The sequence below is a fragment of the Paraburkholderia sp. BL21I4N1 genome, assembly GCF_002973525.1.
Taxonomy (GTDB): Bacteria; Pseudomonadota; Gammaproteobacteria; order Burkholderiales; family Burkholderiaceae; genus Paraburkholderia.
Map to the genome: position 1 here is coordinate 17563 of NZ_PVEN01000001.1, position 16606 is coordinate 34168.

Genomic DNA, 16606 nt, shown 5'->3' on the forward strand with positions numbered 1-16606 from the left:
GAAAGAGATGGCGGACGCCGAACTCGAACGCAAATCGTGGGAACAACCCGCGGACGCGAGCTTTGACCAATGGTTGGACAGCCGCGTCGCGCGCCTGGAAACGCGGCGCTACGACTGGGACGCGCTGAAGTTTCAGGCGGACTACGACCCGAAGTACCGCCGCGCGCAAATGCGTTACGTCGGCACGGGCGGCACGGGCGTCGCGAAAGACATGAACACGGTGCCCGCGGGCGGTTTCACGTTTTCGACGATGGTGATTCCGGCCGGCAACATCGGCCCGAGCCATATCCATATGGATGTCGAAGAAATCTTCTTCGTGCTGCGCGGCAAGATGAAAGTGGTCTGCGAGAAAGACGGCGAAACGTGGGAAGCCGTGCTCGGCGAGCGCGATCTGATCTCGGTGCCGCCGGGCGTGTACCGCACCGAAGTGAACGTCGGCGAGGAAGACGCGCTGATGTGCGTGATGCTTGGTTCGCCGAAGCCGATCACGCCGACGTATCCGCCGGATTCGCCGTTGGCCAAGCTAAAGCGCTAAGCCCATTTCACTGCACTAAACACACTCGCGAAGGAAATCATGTCCGCAGTCCCGACCGCTACCGCCGATCAGCACGCCACGCACGCCGGGCTCGAAGCACGCGCTGCGCGCTTTCCGGCGCAGCAGATCTGGCTGGCCTCGCAACGCGCGGTGAGCTATCGCGAAGCGGAGTGCGCTGACAGCCAGATCAACGGCGGCGCGTTGCCGCTGGTGTTGTTGCACGGTATCGGGTCGGGCGCGGCTTCGTGGGTACAGCAGTTTGAAGTGCTCGGCGCGACGCGCCGCGTGCTGGCGTGGGACGCGCCGGGTTATGGCGCCTCCACGCCGGTCGCGGCGGAATCGCCGAACGCCATGGACTACGCCACGGTCCTGAACGAATGGCTCGACGCACTCGGCGTTGAATGTTGCGTGATGGTGGGCCATTCGCTGGGCGCGATCGTCGCCGGTGCGTTTGCGGTTGCATATCCGCGGCGCGTGGCCGGCTTGCTGCTGTTGTCGCCGGCTGGTGGATACGGCGCGGCCTCGGCCGACGTACGCGATACGAAGCGCGATCAGCGCCTCACGATGCTGAACGAACTCGGCCCGCAAGGTCTCGCCGAGAAGCGCAGCGCCAATATGTTGTCCGCGCAAGCAAACGACGAAGCCCGCGCGTGGGTGCGCTGGAACATGTCGCGTGTGATTCCGCACGGCTATGAGCAGGCCACGCATCTGCTCGCCAACGCCGATCTCGCCGCCGACCTCACGCGCTACACCGGCCGCGTCAGCGTCGCCGTCGGCGCGGACGACATCATTACGCCCCCCGCAGCCTGCGAGCGACTCGCGCTGGCGGCGCGCACCTCCTTGCAGGTCGTGCCGCACGCGGGGCACGCCGGCTATATCGAAGCTCCCGCCGCGTATACCGCGATCATCGACACGTTCTGCCGCGCGAGCGACGGACAACGGAGCCCTGAATGACGCCCGACCTCATCAACGCCGAGCGCGACGCGGACGACGACCGCAACGACACGGGTAGCGACGCCAGTTACCGCGTGCCGGGTCTCGAACGCGGTCTGAGGATCCTCACCGAATTCTCGCCTCGCGAGCCGGTTCTCGGCGCACCGGAATTATCCAGGCGCCTGAAGATTCCCCGCACGACGGTGTTCCGTCTGCTGCAAACACTCGAATCGCTGGGCTTTCTCGAACGTGCCGACAAGGACCGCAACTATCGCCTCGGCGTCGCGGTGCTGCGGCTCGGTTTCGAATATCTGAGCTCGCTCGAATTGACCGACCTCGGCCTGCCCATCATCGAGGCATTGCGCGACGACACCGGCTTGACGAGCCATATCGTGATTCGCGACGGACGCGATGTCGTGTTCGTCGCCAAGGCACAAAGCCACGCGCCGATTTTCAGCTCGGTGAAGGTCAACGTCGGCACGCGTCTGCCCGCGTATGCGACGACGCACGGTCAGGTGCTGATGGGCGACATGACGCTCGACGACCTGAAGAAGCTGTATCCCGAACCGGAACTCGAACGCTTCACGAAACAGACGCCGGCCACGCTCGAGGATCTGTACGAACGGATTCGCGACGACGCGAGGCGCGGATTCGCGATCAGCGAGTCGTCTTTTGAGCGCGGCATTTCCGTAGTTAGCGCGCCGGTGCGTAATGACACGGGCCGCATCGTCGCCGTGATTACGACGACGATTCCGCGCCACGAGATCGACGCCTCGCTGCTGGACAGCGGACTGATCGACAAGGTGCGCCGCGCGGCCGAAGAACTCTCGCAGCGGCTCAATTACCGGCCGAAAAACGGGCCGAATGCGGGCAGCAAATACATGAAGGCACTGGGGCTCTGATGATTCAAATCGACTTGACCGGGCAGGTGGCGGTGGTGACGGGCGGTTCGTCCGGTATCGGCCTCGCGACCGCCGAACTGTTTCTGCGAGCCGGCGCCTCGGTCGCGATCTGCGGCCGCGACACCGGGCGTCTCGCGCAAGCGGAAGCCGCGCTGAACGCGCAGTTTCCCGACGCCCAACTTCTCGCGCGCCGTTGCGACGTGCTCGATGCCGACGACGTCGGCGCATTCGCTCAAGCCGTGCAAGCGCGTTTCGGCCGCACCGACATGCTGGTGAATAACGCGGGCCAGGGTCGCGTGTCGACGTTTGCCGACACCACCGACGACGCCTGGCGCGAAGAACTCGACCTGAAGTATTTCAGCGTGATCCGCCCGACCCGCGCGTTCCTGCCGATGCTGCGCGATGCCGCCGCCAAAGACGACACCGCCTCGATCGTCTGCGTGAACTCGCTGCTGGCCCAGCAGCCGGAGCCGCATATGGTGGCGACGTCGTCGGCGCGCGCCGGTGTGCTGAGCCTCATCAAGTCGCTCGCGGTCGAACTCGCGCCGCAGCGTATCCGCGTCAATTCGATTCTGATCGGCATTGTCGAATCGGGTCAGTGGCGCCGCCGTTACGCGACGCAAGCCGAGCCGGGCCAGAGCTGGGAAGACTGGACCGCCGAACTGGCGCGCAAGAAAAACATTCCGCTAGGCCGCTTCGGTCGCCCCGAAGAAGCCGCTCAAGCGCTCTTTTATCTGGCTACGACGCTGTCGTCCTATACGACGGGCAGTCATATCGATGTTTCTGGAGGCGTTGCACGACATGTCTAATAAAACCACCGTTGGCGAACTGATCGCCGCCTTTCTCGAGCAATGCGGCGTTCAAACCGCATTCGGCGTGATCTCGATCCACAACATGCCGATCCTCGACGCGATCCATCACCGCGGCAAGATTCGCTACGTCGGCGCGCGCGGCGAAGCCGGCGCGGTGAATATGGCCGACGGTCTGGCACGTGTGTCGGGTGGGCTCGGCGTCGCATTCACCAGCACCGGCACGGCAGCGGGCAATGCAGCGGGCGCGATGGTCGAAGCGCTGACCGCGGGCACGGCCTTGCTGCACGTCACCGGTCAGATCGAAACCGAGTATCTCGATCAGGACCTCGCGTATATCCACGAAGCACCGGATCAACTGGCGATGCTGTCGTCGATTTCGAAAGCCGCGTTTCGCGTGCGCTCGGTCGACACCGCGCTGCCGACCATTCGCGAAGCCGTGCGCGTGGCGCAAACCGCGCCGAGCGGCCCGGTGAGCGTGGAGATTCCGATCGACATTCAGGCGGCGGAAGTCGAATGGCCGGCCGACCTGGCTGCACCGCACATCACGACGCTCACGCATTGCCAACAGCGCGTCGCGCAACTCGCCGAGCAGTTGGTCAACGCGAAGCGCCCGTTGCTGTGGCTCGGCGGCGGCACGCGGCACGCGGTCAAGGCGGTCGAACGTCTGGTGGCCCTCGGCTTCGGCGTAGTGACCAGCGTGCAAGGCCGTGGCGTGCTGCCGGAAGATCATCCGGCGACGCTCGGCGCGTTCAACGTGCATGCTGCCGTCGAAAGTTTCTACAAGACTTGCGACGCGCTGCTGGTCGTCGGTTCGCGTCTGCGTGGCAATGAAACGCTGAAGTACAAGCTTGCGCTGCCGCAACCGCTGTATCGCATCGACGCCGACGCGCTCGCCGACAATCGCGGCTATCGCAACGAGATGTTCATTCACGGCGACGCCTCCGCCGTGCTCGAAGAACTGGCGACGCTGCTTGAGGGGCGCCTCAAGATCGATCCGACCTTCGCCGCCGATCTGGCCGCCGCGCGCGTTAGCGCCGTCGCCGACGTGGGCAAGGGCCTCGGCCCGTACAAGCAACTGGTCGACGCGCTGCAAGGCGCGGTGGGCCGCGACTACAACTGGGTACGCGACGTCACGATCTCGAACAGCACCTGGGGCAACCGCATGCTGCAGATCTTCTCGCCGCGCGCGGGCGTGCATGCGCTGGGTGGCGGCATCGGCCAGGGCATGCAGATGGGCATCGGGGCGGCGCTCGCGGGCAGCGCCGCGAAGACCGTGTGCCTGGTTGGCGACGGCGGTTTGATGGTCAACGTCGGCGAACTCGCGACGGCCGTGCAGGAAAACGCCAACGTGATGATCGTGCTGATGAACGACCAGTGCTATGGCGTGATCCGCAACATTCAGGACGCGCAATACGGCGGCCGCCGTTGCTACGTCGATCTGCATCAGCCGGATTTCGCGCAGTTCTGCGAGAGTCTGAAGCTCACGCACTACCGCGTCAAATCGCTCGACCAGGTCGACGCGATCATTCGCGAAGGCATGGCGAAGGCCGGTCCGGTGCTGGTCGAAGTGGACATGCTGTCGGTCGGCTCGTTCGCCACCGCGTTCGCGGGCCCGCCGGTCAAGAAAGAGGAGCCGGAACATGCATGACGCCGGCTACGCGGGGCATCACGCACCCGTCGACGTCGCAATGATCGGCTTCGGCGCGATCGGCCAGGCGGTGTATCGCTCGGTCGCCGCCGACCCGACCGTGCGCGTGTCGCACGTGATCGTGCCGGAACGTCATATGGCCTCGGTGCGTGAAGTGGTGGGGTCGTCGGTGGACGTGGTGGCTTCCGTGGCCGCCTTGAGCAGCCAGCCGCATTTCGCGCTGGAATGTGCGGGACATAGCGCGCTGGTCGACCACGTGGTGCCGTTGCTGAAGGCTGGCACCGATTGCGCGGTGGCGTCGATCGGTGCGCTGTCCGACATGCTGTTGCTCGACGCGTTGTCCGCCGCCGCCGACGAAGGCGACGCGACGTTGACGCTGCTCTCCGGCGCGATTGGCGGCGTGGATGCGCTGGCCGCCGCGAAACTGGGCGGTCTCGACGAAGTGCTGTACACGGGTCGCAAGCCGCCTACCGGCTGGCTCGGCACACCGGCGGAACAGGTCTGCGATCTGAACACGCTGAAAGAAGAAACCGTGATCTTCGAAGGCAGCGCGCGCGAAGCGGCGCGGCTGTATCCGAAGAACGCCAACGTGGCCGCGACAATCGCGCTGGCCGGCCTCGGTCTGGACCACACCACGGTGCGCCTGATCGCGGACCCGAACGTGACGCGCAACGTGCACCGCATCCTCGCGCGTGGCGCGTTCGGCGAGATGTCGCTGGAAATGTGCGGCAAGCCACTGCCGGATAACCCGAAGACATCCGCGTTGACGGCCTATAGCGCGATTCGCGCGCTGCGCAATCGCGCGGCACGTTGCGTGATTTAAGCCTTCAGTCTTAAGCCATTAGCAGAAGCAAGCAAACCGGAATGACCGACATGACTCACTTCGATACCAGCCTCGTGCCCAACGGCGATATTTTCATCGGCGGCGAATGGCGGCAGGGGCGCGGCAACCCGTATAAAAGCCTGTATCCGGCGGATCAGTCGGTCAACATGGAAATTTCGACGGCCAATGCCGACGACGCCCGCGACGCCATCGAAGCCGCCGACCTGGCGTGGCGCAAAGCGGATTGGTCGGGATTGAAGCCGCATCAACGCGCGCTGATTCTGTATCGCATCGCCGATTTGATCATGGCGCGTCACGAAGCGCTCGCGCAATTGCAGCGTCGCGATAACGGCAAGCCGATCGGCGAAACGCGCGTGCTGGTGGCCAGCGCCGCCAATACGTTCCGCTATTTTGCGGCCTGCCTCGAAACGCTCGACGAAGAAGTCACGCCCTCGCGCGGCGATTATCTGACCATGAGCATTTACGAACCGATCGGCGTGATCGCGGCGATCGTGCCGTGGAATTCGCCGATCGCATCCGACGCGCAGAAGCTGGCGCCGGCCTTGGCGGGCGGCAATGCCGTCGTGTTGAAGCCCGCTGAAGTGACGCCGCTGGTGTCGCTGGCATTGGCGCGCATTTGCGAAGAAGCCGGCGTGCCGAAGGGGGTGGTCAGTGTGATACCGGGCAAGGGCTCGGTGATCGGCGACGTGCTGGTGCGTCATCCGCTGGTGAAGAAAGTGTCGTTCACGGGCGGCACCGAAGTAGGTCGCGGCATCGCGCGTATTGCGGCTGACAAGCTGATGCCGGTTTCTTTGGAACTCGGCGGCAAATCGCCGACCATCGTGTTCGACGACGCCGATCTCGATCACGCCGTCAACGGCGTGCTGTACGGCATTTTCAGTTCGTCGGGCGAAGCATGCATTGCCGGTTCGCGGCTGTTCGTGCAGCGCTCGATTTACGACGCGTTCATGAAGCGTCTCGCCGAAGGCGCGCGCAAGCTGCGCGTGGGCGATCCGTCGCGCGCTGACACGCAAATGGGGCCGCTGATTACGGCTGCGCATCGCGAAACCGTCGAGCGTTACGTCGCGCTGGGTCTCGAAGAAGGCGGCCGTCTGCTGTGCGGCGGCGAGCGTCCGGTCGGCGACGGTCGCGAACAAGGCACCTACTTTCAGCCGACGATACTCGAAGGCCTCACGAACAATGCCCGCATCTGCCAGGAAGAAATTTTCGGCCCGGTGCTGGTGGCAATGCCGTTCGACGACGAGGCCTCGCTGCTAAAGGACGCGAACGACAGCGTCTTCGGCCTCGCCGCCGGCATCTGGACGCGCGACTACAAGCGCGCTTACCGGATTGCCCGTGCGCTCGAAGCCGGCACCATCTGGATCAACACCTACAAGCTGTTCTCGATCTCGACACCGTTCAGCGGCTGGAAGGAGAGTGGCATGGGGCGCGAGAAAGGCCGGCTCGGCATCCGCGAATACATGCAACAGAAGAGCCTCTACTGGGGCTTGAACGACGCGCCGCTGGCGTGGGCGAACTAAATAGACACGCAAGATACGCAAGAGGCACGTTATGACGATTCTCGGCATTGAACAGATTATTTACGGCGTGACGGATCTGGCCGCCTGTCGGCGCTTTTTCGCGGACTGGGGCTTGAAGGAAGTCGCGCACGACGAAACGCACGCGCGCTTCGAAACGCTGAACGGCTGCACGGTGCTCGCTGTGCATGCGAGCGATCCGTCGCTGCCGCCTGCTTTCGAAGAAGGCCCGACGTTGCGCGAAGTCACTTGGGGCGTTGCAACGAAAGCGGAACTCGATGCATTGCGCGGCCGCTTCGCCGGTCAGCCGGGTCACTTCGAAACCGACGACGCGGTCGGCTGTATCGACCCGAACGGGATGGCGATTCGCGTCGAAGTGACCCGCAAGCGTGCGCTCGACATTCACGGTTCGCCGTCGAACGTGTGGGGGCAAACGTTGCGCGTCGATCAGCCGTCGACGATTTACGAGCGCGCCGAGCCGGTCGAAGTGGGTCACGTGGTGTTCTTCACCAACCAGCTTGCCGAACAGGAAAAGTTCTATCAGGAACTGCTCGGCTTCGAAATGTCGGACCGTTATCCGGGTCGCGGCGCGTTCATGCGCTGCGCGCCGCACGGCGGCCACCATGACATTTTTCTGCTGGCGTTGCCGGGCGGTAAGCGCGGTCTGAATCATGTGGCGTTCACCGTGCGCGACATCCACGAGGTGTTCGGCGGCGGCATGCATATCAGCCGCTGTGGCTGGGATACGCAGCTTGGACCGGGGCGTCATCCGGTGTCGTCGGCCTACTTCTGGTACTTCCAGAATCCGGCTGGCGGCCTGATCGAGTACTACGCCGACGAAGATCAACTCACACCCGACTGGCAGCCGCGCGATTTCGAACCGGGTCCGACCGTGTTCGCCGAATGGGCGATCGACGGCGGCATCGACGGCAATACGCGGCGGCAGAAAAATGCGAAGGCGCCGGAAGGCAAGTTCATGACGGAGCGGAAAAATGACTGACGCTGCTGTAGCCAAGGCGCAAGCCGCACACGAAGGACTCGAGGCGCCGCGCACGATCGTCGTGATCGGCGGCGGTCAGGCGGCCGGCTGGGTTGTCAAGACGCTGCGCAAGGAAGGCTTCGACGGCCGTCTCGTGATGATTGCCGACGAAGTACATCTGCCGTACGAGCGCCCGCCGCTGTCGAAAGCGGTGCTGGCCGGCGAAGCGGACATCGACACCGTGCGCCTCGTGAAGCCGGACGATTTCGATGCGCTAAACGTTGAAGCGTGGCAGCCGGATTGCGCGAGTTCGATCGATCGCGAACAGCGCTTAGTGCGCACGGAGTCGGGCCGCGAAGTGCGGTACGACCGGCTGGTGATCGCCACGGGCGGCGCCGCGCGCCGTCTGCCGGACGCGCTCGTCAAGACCTCGCACATTGCCTATCTGCGTACGCTCGACGAAGCCGTCGCGCTCGGTGAACGGCTGCGCGCTAGCCAGCGCGTGCTGGTGGTGGGCGGCGGCTGGATCGGCCTCGAAGTCGCGGCTACGGCGCGCAAATTAGGCGTGGAGGCGTCGGTGATCGAAGGCGCGCCGCGTCTGTGCGCGCGTTCGTTGCCGCCGATGGTCTCCGGCTTCCTGCTCGACCTGCATCGCGCGAATGGCGTGGACGTGCGCCTGAACGCGTCGCTGGTAACGCTCGACGATCACCCGAATGACGCCAACCGGATTCGCGCGACCTTCGCGGACGGTTCGACGCTGGACGCCGATTTCGCCGTCGCCGGCATCGGTCTGACGCCGCATACGGCGCTGGCCGAAGCGGCGGGCGTGAAAGTGGAAGACGGCATCGTGGTCGACCATTTCGGCGCCACCGACGACCCACGCATTTTCGCGTGCGGCGACGTGGCGAATCATCCGAGCGCGTGGTTGAAGCGCCGCGTGCGGCTCGAATCGTGGGCCAATGCGCAGAACCAGGCGATCTCCTCCGCGAAAGCACTGCTCGGTCACTTTGAACCGTACGCGGATATTCCGTGGTTCTGGTCCGATCAGTACGACGTCAATCTGCAAATTCTCGGCGACATTCCCGCCGACGCGCAACTTGCCGTACGCGGCGATTTGCCGGGCAAACGCGCCACGCTGTTCCATCTGGAAGACGGTGCGATTCGCGGCGTGATCGCCATCAACACGCCGCGCGAACTGAAACTATCGCGCAAATGGATGAACCAGGGCCGGACGATCGACCTTGCCACCCTGACCGACGCCTCGACGGCGCTTGCCTAACCACATCTACGGACGGCACCACGGCATGAGAACCATCGACAACACCATGGGGGACCGCAGCAGCGCCGGTGTCTCAGGCCCCGTGACCCGGGGCTCGATCATTGCGCGGCTGGAGCGTTTGCCCGGCAACGCGATGCAGGTGCGCGCGCGCATACTGATCGGCCTCGCGACGTTCTTCGACGGCTTCGACGTGATCGCCATCGCGGCGACGCTGCCGATTCTGATCGCGAAGTGGCATCTGACGCCTTGGGAGATCGGCTTTCTGATCGGCTCCGGTTCGGTCGGGCAACTGATCGGCGCGTTCGTGTTTCCGTGGTACGCGGAACGCAAAGGCCGCGTGAGGGCGATTGCGCTGAGCTCGGGAATTATCGGCATTACCAGTATTGCGTGCGGTTTTGCGCCGACGTTTGCCGCCTTCGTGGTGCTGCGTGTGATTCAGGGATTGGGGCTCGGCGGCGAATTGCCGGTGGCCGCGACATACATCAACGAGATCAGCCGTGCCCATGGTCGTGGCCGTTTCGTGCTGTTGTATGAAATCGTTTTTCCGGTGGGACTGCTGGCGTCGAATGCGTTGGGTGCGTGGATCGTGCCGCGCTTCGGCTGGCAGGTCATGTACTTTATCGGCGGCATGCCGTTGATTCTGTTCTTCGTGTTGCGCAAGCTCGTGCCGGAATCGCCGCGCTGGCTCGCCGAACGTGAACGGATGGCCGATGCCGATGCCGCCGTGCATGCGTTCGAACGTGCCGCGAAGGGGCCGTTGCCGCCGGTGCTGCAATCGGCCGAATTCGAAGCGATGGTCAATCGTCACCCGAAGCGCCGCATGAGCGATCTGTTCGGTCCGGCGTATCTGAAGCGCACGCTCGCCGTGGCGATGTTGTGGGTGACCTGCGGCTTCATTCAGTACGGTCTGTCCACCTGGCTGCCGACGATCTATCGCACGGTTTATCACGCGCCGCTGCAACTGGCGCTGAATCTGGCGGTGGCGGCTTCGGTGCTGGGCGTGGTGGGCTCGCTGACCTGTGCACTGCTGGTCGATAAGGTGGGACGCAAGCCGATTATCAATCTGTCGTTCGTGGCGTGCGCGATTTCGTTGCTGCTGGCCGGCGTGTTCCACGAGTCGTCGGTGTACGTGGTGGCGACGTGCTGTGCGTTCTCGCTTGGGTTCCTGGCGTGCGGGTTTATCACGGCGTATGTGTACACGCCGGAGTTGTACCCGACCAGTATCCGTGCCATGGGTTGCGGCGTCGGCGGCGCGTGGCTGAAGGTGGCGGCGATCTTCGCGCCGGCGATCGTGTCGAAGACGATGATCGGCGGTAACTTGCAGGTCGCGTTTTATATTCTCGCGGCCGTGCCGTTCGTTGCGGCGATCGCGGTGCATTTTCTTGGGATCGAGACCAAGGGCAAGGTGCTGGAGCAGTTGGAAGCTTGAGGCTTGCTCGTGTACTGAGTTTGGTGGGCGGTGATGGGTAGTACCGCAATGGCAGGAAGGCAAAGGGCGCACTGGGTGGTGCGCCCTTTGTTTTTGGGGCAGTTCCGAGAGGTACGTCCGTAAGCATAACGTTGGAGAATCAGATCATCGGAATCCGTCCCGGTAGCTGACTACCGCGCGCCAGTTCAGCGCCGTTTTGCTGCGATATCAGGACCAGTTGCGCGAAGCTGTTGATCGGCGCGTATCGCGCGAATACGCTTTCGAGCACGCGCACGAAGGTGCTGATCGCATGGCCGGCGAAAGCGGCTTCGTCGATTGTCACCCGCACGCGGATACCCCGCACCATCATCGGCGACGGCTTCATCTGCATCCACTCCATGACGGATTCGCGCGCGAGCCCCACGATCCCTTCGATATGCCGGGCAACCGTGGCCGAGGGCGAAGATACGTGCTGGGCGAGCAATCCCTTCAGCGCGGGCAACCCGGAATGGTCGAGACTCACGGGTCCGGCCGAGATCATCGAAATCAGCTTCCACAGCCGTCCCCGGGTGACGGAAACCGGCGGACTTGCGCCCGGGCGTCGCAACATCATGATCGAGCCCGCCAGTGCCTTGTCACCATAGACCAGGTCACCAGCGGGATTGCCGAATGAGAGCGACGCCGGCAAATTGCCATTCGTGCACGTCAGGTCGGCGTCGATCTGCGCCGCGGAAGGCCGCACGCGCTCGCCATCACGGTCTATCAGCGAAAGCAGCGTGCCCTGCCCGGTATTGAAACGGCCGAGCCGCGTATCGCGTTCGGCCAGCCAATAGAGGTTCCCGCCGTGGGACACGGACTGGTACGACCTGATGTGGGTGACCACACTACCTTGGGTAGCGCGAACGGCATCGACCGAATAGACCGCTACCTCCGGCGTATTCAATGCCTGCGGCACAACCGGATAGAAAGGCATCGGGGTGTCTTTCAGGGAGACGGGTTCGGCGGCCCGTCTGAACAGGTTGACGATCGGTGTGCAGAAAAGCCTGAAACTTCCGGCGGCAAGAGAGTGCATGGCGCGCGCCGCAGCGCTGTCCCGGTGAAGACCACTGACAGGTAGGTGCAGGCTCAGCCGCTCGCACGGACCGGTCTTTCGCCGGAGTGCGGCGAAATCGATGTCGATGAAGTTGAACCGGTCTGGGAAGGCGAAATACTCGAGAAGAAGCCGGAACGGGGACTGCCCGCCGTCCGCTCGTTCGATCAGCGCTTCATCGTTGCCGAAACCCGCCGCAGACAGCGGTACGGTCGGCAGTTCGATCCAGCGCCCGTTACCGTCGGCTTCGACAAAGGCGACGTTCGCGCGCTGCAGCAGTGTGTCGATCGTCGCGGCGACCGCTATTTGCGGCCCATCCACGAACACGCGAACCCTTTGCGGGATCGCCGTGCCTAGCCGCTGCCCAGGTGCGAGTGCGGCGAGGCCGAGCGTCATCACCCCCGTCGTATCCGGCGACAGTTGCACGTTGGCCGGCGCGGTCGCGTTCGGATCATAACGCGCGTGCGAAATGCGCAAGGGCGCCAGCACCACCTGGTGCGCAGTGCGGAAACAATAGTCGCGGCCCCGCGCCTTGAGTTCGACGCCACGCTCGATCACAAAGGGCTCCGTCAGCTTCTCCAGCGCACTGCTGCCCATGAACTGGGCGATCGAACAGGACGGAAACGGGCGCAGATATTCGGGATATAGGACTTCCAGCAATGCGCGGGTGAACTCCGGAACCTCATCGTTGATCCGGGCGTTACTCCTCGCATTGAGCAGAGCGGCCGACTGGATCATCCGTTCGACGTGCGGATCTTCCGAGTGATCGCCCGATATGGCGAGTCTCGCCGCTACTTTGGGAAAGTGCTGTGCAAATCTGCCGAGGGCGCCGCGTAGCAGCGCCAGCTCGTGTTCGTAGTCGGGTAACAGTTCGTCCATCAGGAATCGCATCAGGGCGTGTCAGGGCGCATCGGGACACAGGAAAACTGCATGTTGCTAACGGAGACAACGCACCGCGACGACGTGCAATCCGATGATGGGCGGCACGCCGGCGCAGTGTCTGCGGGAGCAGCAATCAAGGCGGCCGGGAACAGGGTAGTCACTCGCGCCCGGAAGACGGCAGGCTCGAGATCAGCGTCGCGCCGCACGATGTTTTATGACCTTCGAAAGCGGCCGGTTCGTTGTCCACGATGAAATCCGCATGGCCTTCGGCAATGACGCACTCTCCGTGGAGAGGACAAGTACAGCGATCACCCTTGCGGGAAACCGCTCGCCCCATGACCTCGCTGTGTGCCGCCCCGGTTTCCACGCGACCGCCGTGGCTATGCAGATCGCCGACACGAATAATGCCTCGCATGGTTTGTCCTCAGTACGAATAGCCCTGCATGCCGTACTTCGTGTCGTAGCGGCGTCCCCACCACGGCAGGTACGCGTTGTCTTCGCCACGCGCGCGGAACCAGTCCTGGTCCGGATCGATCGGGGTGAGCTTCGACGGCGGCAGGATCACGACCGCGGTCGGATGATTCGGGTCCGTGCTCCCCGCAACCAGCGCATTGCCGCCGAAGTGGTTGATCCGCCCGATCGCGAGCGCAATGTCCGTGAGGGCCGTGCCCGCGCCCATGTCGCCGAGTAGCGCCGGCGTGTTGAAAGTCTGCTTCCCGTAGTCGAATTCCGGCAGCGTTTCAGTCAGTGTTTGCGAGAGCGATCCGAGGCGCGTCGACGCGGCTTCGCCGCCCTTGCCCGCGTCGTGCACGACGAACTGGAGGCTCGCGGGATCGACGTTCGCGTTGTGGGCCGCCTGGGCGATCGTAGCCTTCCACGCCTGGACGGCGCGGGTCGTGCCGGTCTTCGCTTCGTAGTCGCTCACATTGCCTGTCGCAGCGCGGCCGATCCAGGCGAGCGGTTCACGCTCGGTTTTCAGGTCAGGGCCCGCGAGAAACAGCAGGGTGAGGTTTTCGTTCATCTGCTGGTCTTTGGGCGGGAAGCTTGGTGCGTCCCAGTTCATCACCCACACGCTTTCCTGCGGGTTTGACTGCAGGTAGTCGAGCGCCGCGTTCAGCGATGTGAAGCCGGCATTGGCGCCGCCAACGTGCATCTGAACGTCGGCAGGCAGATCCTTGCTCCACAGATCCTTTGCGGACTGATTTCCGATTTCAAAAAAATCTTTTATTTGATATGCCAAATAACCTTGTGCCTCCTTGGGGCAAAGGCGAGCAGGAATTGCAAATTCGACGCGGATACCCGCCAGCTCCCTCCAGTGACGCCGACTCTCAGGCTGAACCGTATAAAAATAGTGACCATTCATCACGTATTTTGTTGCAAATAAAACGAGCAGACTTTCGATGTATTTTTCATAGAAACCATCGAAACGTTCTCTGCCATCGTTACCATTCGCAATTCCCGCAACCGGCTGGATCGTGGTAAAACTCTTCGGATCTGTTCTCACCATGTCGTCGTTCTTGTTCGGCTTGACAAGGCCCATCGTCCAAAGCAATTGCCATTCAGTCGGATAATCCCGCCGCTGCAACGGATTCATCCATTCGAGGCCTACGACCTGTGCCAGAAACGGTTTTACAGATGCGGCGGCAACCGCGGACGTTGTCCCATTGACTTCCGCTGCCTGTGCAGCCGACCCCGACCATGCTGTCGTGAACGCGAGCACGGCAATGCCCGCGAGCAACGGTAGTGCGACTAATCTTTTCATGCTTTCTCCCATACTCCAGACATCCGTTTCACTTTGATAGTAGTGTGCTCTGATGAGCGCTGCGCCTGTCACCAGGAGGACGGTGACGAACGTCACCGCGAGGCGTTTCGGCCAGGTCGAAATCAACGATCTCATACGGCTTCCCCGACAACCAGAATCTTGCCGCCTTCACGCGTATCGTTGATTTCCGAGGGCAATTTTGCATCGCCGTCATTTTGAATCCAGTCTTGCAAAAACTGGGTCTTCATTTTTCCTTTCAAGAAATATTCAAAATAAATTCTATTCGGATTGTGTTTATCCAGCCCGCTCCCAAGTCGCCAGTCCGCCTCAATTCTGAACTTGTTCATCTGCTTTTCCGACAACCGGCAAATGCCGATCGCCACGTCGTAGGCAAGCGCCTTCTCCGCGTGCATGGCGTTCGTCATGATGGTCGAGTGGTTCGTCGGATTGTTGATCGCAGCGTCAAGAAGGTGCGTCACTTCCTTGTCCCGCCATGCCTTGTAGCCATCGGGCATCTCCGCGCTGGGACCCGCTTCACCGATCACCACCCCGTCCTTAACCCAGTCAGGATTATTGTCATGCCGCGCTTCCATCCGCGTGATTGCATGATCTTCATAGCGTTGCCCGGCTTCAGAATCCACGTCGCCCTGCGGCTTCATCTGGTCCTGCAATGTCGTGTCCCGGGTAGTCGGCTGAAAGATGTCGTAGGGGTCATCCCTGTTGCCGGACTTGTCCTTGTTACGGTACGAGGCGGCCGGGTCGTTTTCCTCATTGAAGTCGCTGGTGGCGGTTCCATCCTGCACATGAACAACGTTGCCGAAGCGCCTGGCTTGCGGCGTGAATGACTCGGGCAAGGCCGGCGCATCACAAACCACGTACCAGTCCTTCGGCGGCTCGCCGTTCGCACGTGCGAGTCGAAGACTGGATGTTGCCATCGTGACCACGTAGAGCACCGGCGCCGACGCAACGGCCAGGATTTTCGCGACCCAGTGTTCGTTCGCACGTAGATTCCTGACCAGATTGAACCGCGCGGGCGGCGATGTCGGGTAGAAGAATTGCGTCGTCGAGCCTTTGTTGTAGCGCCAGTCATCCTGCCAGGTGCGATAGACCCCGGGCGTGGGCAAGCCCGGGATCGATGCCGGGGCTGAGACGGCGGACTCGCCGACCTTGAAGCCGCTCGCGAACACACGCTGCGTGAACAGACTGGAGCCTTTGACTGTGGCGACTTCTTCCGGATGCAGGCCGCGCCAGCCCATGCCCTGCACGGGCGCGGCGGAGATCACCTGGTCGTGCGGGCACGAATACAGCGTCACGCGGCCATAGGTGTGATTCTGCACACCGTAGCGCTGGCGATCGGCGTCCGGGTCATATAACGGCTTGCCGCCAGGGCCGGGATTTTGGTTGGCCATCGTCATCCGGAAGTCGAGGGGATCGCGTTGATCCTCCCGATCCTTGCCCTGCGCGATCAGAGCAAAGAATTTCTTCAGCGTGTCCGCTCGCGCCGTGCTTCCGACCCGACCGCGGTTACCGTGCGAGTCCTTGTCCATCCGATCCGTCCACACCTCCATCGCTGGCGAGTTGTCGCCCGGTAGGGTGCCCAGCAGGCTGTACGGTGGGTTCGCGAGCACGTAGGTGTCGGCCACACACCGCACACCTGCATCCTTCGATAACCGGTCGCCGAGAAAGGCGGCGGCGAGGCCCACCATGTTTCCCTGACTATGGCAGATGACCGTAACCGGCACGTCCGGCTGGGCCTTGCGGATCGACTCGATGAGCCTGGCCAGGCGGAGCGCGGCCATGACGTTATAGGAGCGCGGGGGCGTCTCGAAGATGGGCCGGTTGGTCGGATTGACGCCCTGGACGTTAAGGAAACCGAAGATGCGCGGATCGACGCCCAGGTTCCACAGATCGGGCAGACTGCCGCATCCGTTCGCGAACGGACCGCCGCCCCAATAGTCCTGCTCGTTCAGGAAGATCTTGTCGCCGTAGCGTTTCAGTTCGTCCTTGTTCGCCTT

The 16606-nt window shown here is 63.0% G+C and carries 14 protein-coding genes; 10 read left to right on the top strand and 4 right to left on the bottom strand.

The features are described 5' to 3' along the window. Window positions 1-7: 7 nt before the first annotated feature. From B0G83_RS00115 to B0G83_RS00160, 10 genes are read left to right on the top strand one after another with little or no spacing between them, the layout of a single operon-like run. Window positions 8-535 carry a cupin domain-containing protein gene (locus B0G83_RS00115; protein WP_035560458.1) on the top strand — a complete coding sequence of 176 codons (528 nt, stop codon included), beginning with the start codon at window positions 8-10 and terminating at the stop codon, window positions 533-535. Between the two features lie 39 nt (window positions 536-574). Next, window positions 575-1489: an alpha/beta fold hydrolase gene (locus B0G83_RS00120; protein ID WP_105505425.1), complete on the top strand. Its 915-nt coding sequence runs from the start codon at window positions 575-577 to the stop codon at window positions 1487-1489. Further along, window positions 1486-2370, top strand: coding sequence for an IclR family transcriptional regulator (locus B0G83_RS00125; protein WP_105505426.1), 885 nt, complete (start codon window positions 1486-1488; stop codon window positions 2368-2370). Before B0G83_RS00120 ends, B0G83_RS00125 begins: the two co-directional genes overlap by 4 nt. After that, window positions 2370-3179, top strand: a complete 810-nt coding sequence (locus tag B0G83_RS00130; RefSeq protein WP_105505427.1) for an SDR family oxidoreductase — start codon at window positions 2370-2372, stop codon at window positions 3177-3179. Before B0G83_RS00125 ends, B0G83_RS00130 begins: the two co-directional genes overlap by 1 nt. Further along, window positions 3172-4830, top strand: a complete 1659-nt coding sequence (locus B0G83_RS00135) for a thiamine pyrophosphate-binding protein (RefSeq protein WP_105505428.1) — start codon at window positions 3172-3174, stop codon at window positions 4828-4830. Before B0G83_RS00130 ends, B0G83_RS00135 begins: the two co-directional genes overlap by 8 nt. Beyond that, window positions 4823-5653, top strand: coding sequence for an aspartate dehydrogenase (locus B0G83_RS00140; RefSeq protein WP_105505429.1), 831 nt, complete (start codon window positions 4823-4825; stop codon window positions 5651-5653). Before B0G83_RS00135 ends, B0G83_RS00140 begins: the two co-directional genes overlap by 8 nt. Window positions 5654-5703: 50 nt before the next feature. After that, complete coding sequence (locus B0G83_RS00145) at window positions 5704-7194, top strand: aldehyde dehydrogenase (RefSeq protein WP_105506500.1); 1491 nt, start codon at window positions 5704-5706, stop codon at window positions 7192-7194. A gap of 31 nt (window positions 7195-7225) precedes the next feature. Further along, window positions 7226-8191, top strand: a complete 966-nt coding sequence (locus B0G83_RS00150) for a VOC family protein (protein ID WP_105505430.1) — start codon at window positions 7226-7228, stop codon at window positions 8189-8191. Beyond that, window positions 8184-9449, top strand: a complete 1266-nt coding sequence (locus B0G83_RS00155; protein ID WP_105505431.1) for an NAD(P)/FAD-dependent oxidoreductase — start codon at window positions 8184-8186, stop codon at window positions 9447-9449. Before B0G83_RS00150 ends, B0G83_RS00155 begins: the two co-directional genes overlap by 8 nt. A gap of 25 nt (window positions 9450-9474) precedes the next feature. Then, window positions 9475-10878: an MFS transporter gene (locus B0G83_RS00160; protein WP_105505432.1), complete on the top strand. Its 1404-nt coding sequence runs from the start codon at window positions 9475-9477 to the stop codon at window positions 10876-10878. A 139-nt stretch (window positions 10879-11017) separates the two neighbouring features. Here the strand turns inward: B0G83_RS00160 and tssF are convergent, their stop codons facing one another. The 4 genes from tssF to B0G83_RS00180 form a co-directional block, all read right to left on the bottom strand. Next, window positions 11018-12826 (bottom strand): type VI secretion system baseplate subunit TssF, encoded by a 1809-nt coding sequence (gene tssF, locus B0G83_RS00165; protein WP_181156644.1) that lies wholly within the window; start codon window positions 12824-12826, stop codon window positions 11018-11020. A 160-nt stretch (window positions 12827-12986) separates the two neighbouring features. Then, on the bottom strand, window positions 12987-13244 hold the full coding sequence (locus tag B0G83_RS00170; RefSeq protein ID WP_105505434.1) for a PAAR domain-containing protein: 258 nt from the start codon (window positions 13242-13244) through the stop codon (window positions 12987-12989). A 9-nt stretch (window positions 13245-13253) separates the two neighbouring features. Continuing rightward, window positions 13254-14726 (bottom strand): virulence factor, encoded by a 1473-nt coding sequence (locus tag B0G83_RS00175; protein WP_105505435.1) that lies wholly within the window; start codon window positions 14724-14726, stop codon window positions 13254-13256. Further along, window positions 14723-16390, bottom strand: a complete 1668-nt coding sequence (locus B0G83_RS00180; protein ID WP_308701370.1) for a hypothetical protein — start codon at window positions 16388-16390, stop codon at window positions 14723-14725. Before B0G83_RS00180 ends, B0G83_RS00175 begins: the two co-directional genes overlap by 4 nt. Window positions 16391-16606: the final 216 nt, after the last annotated feature.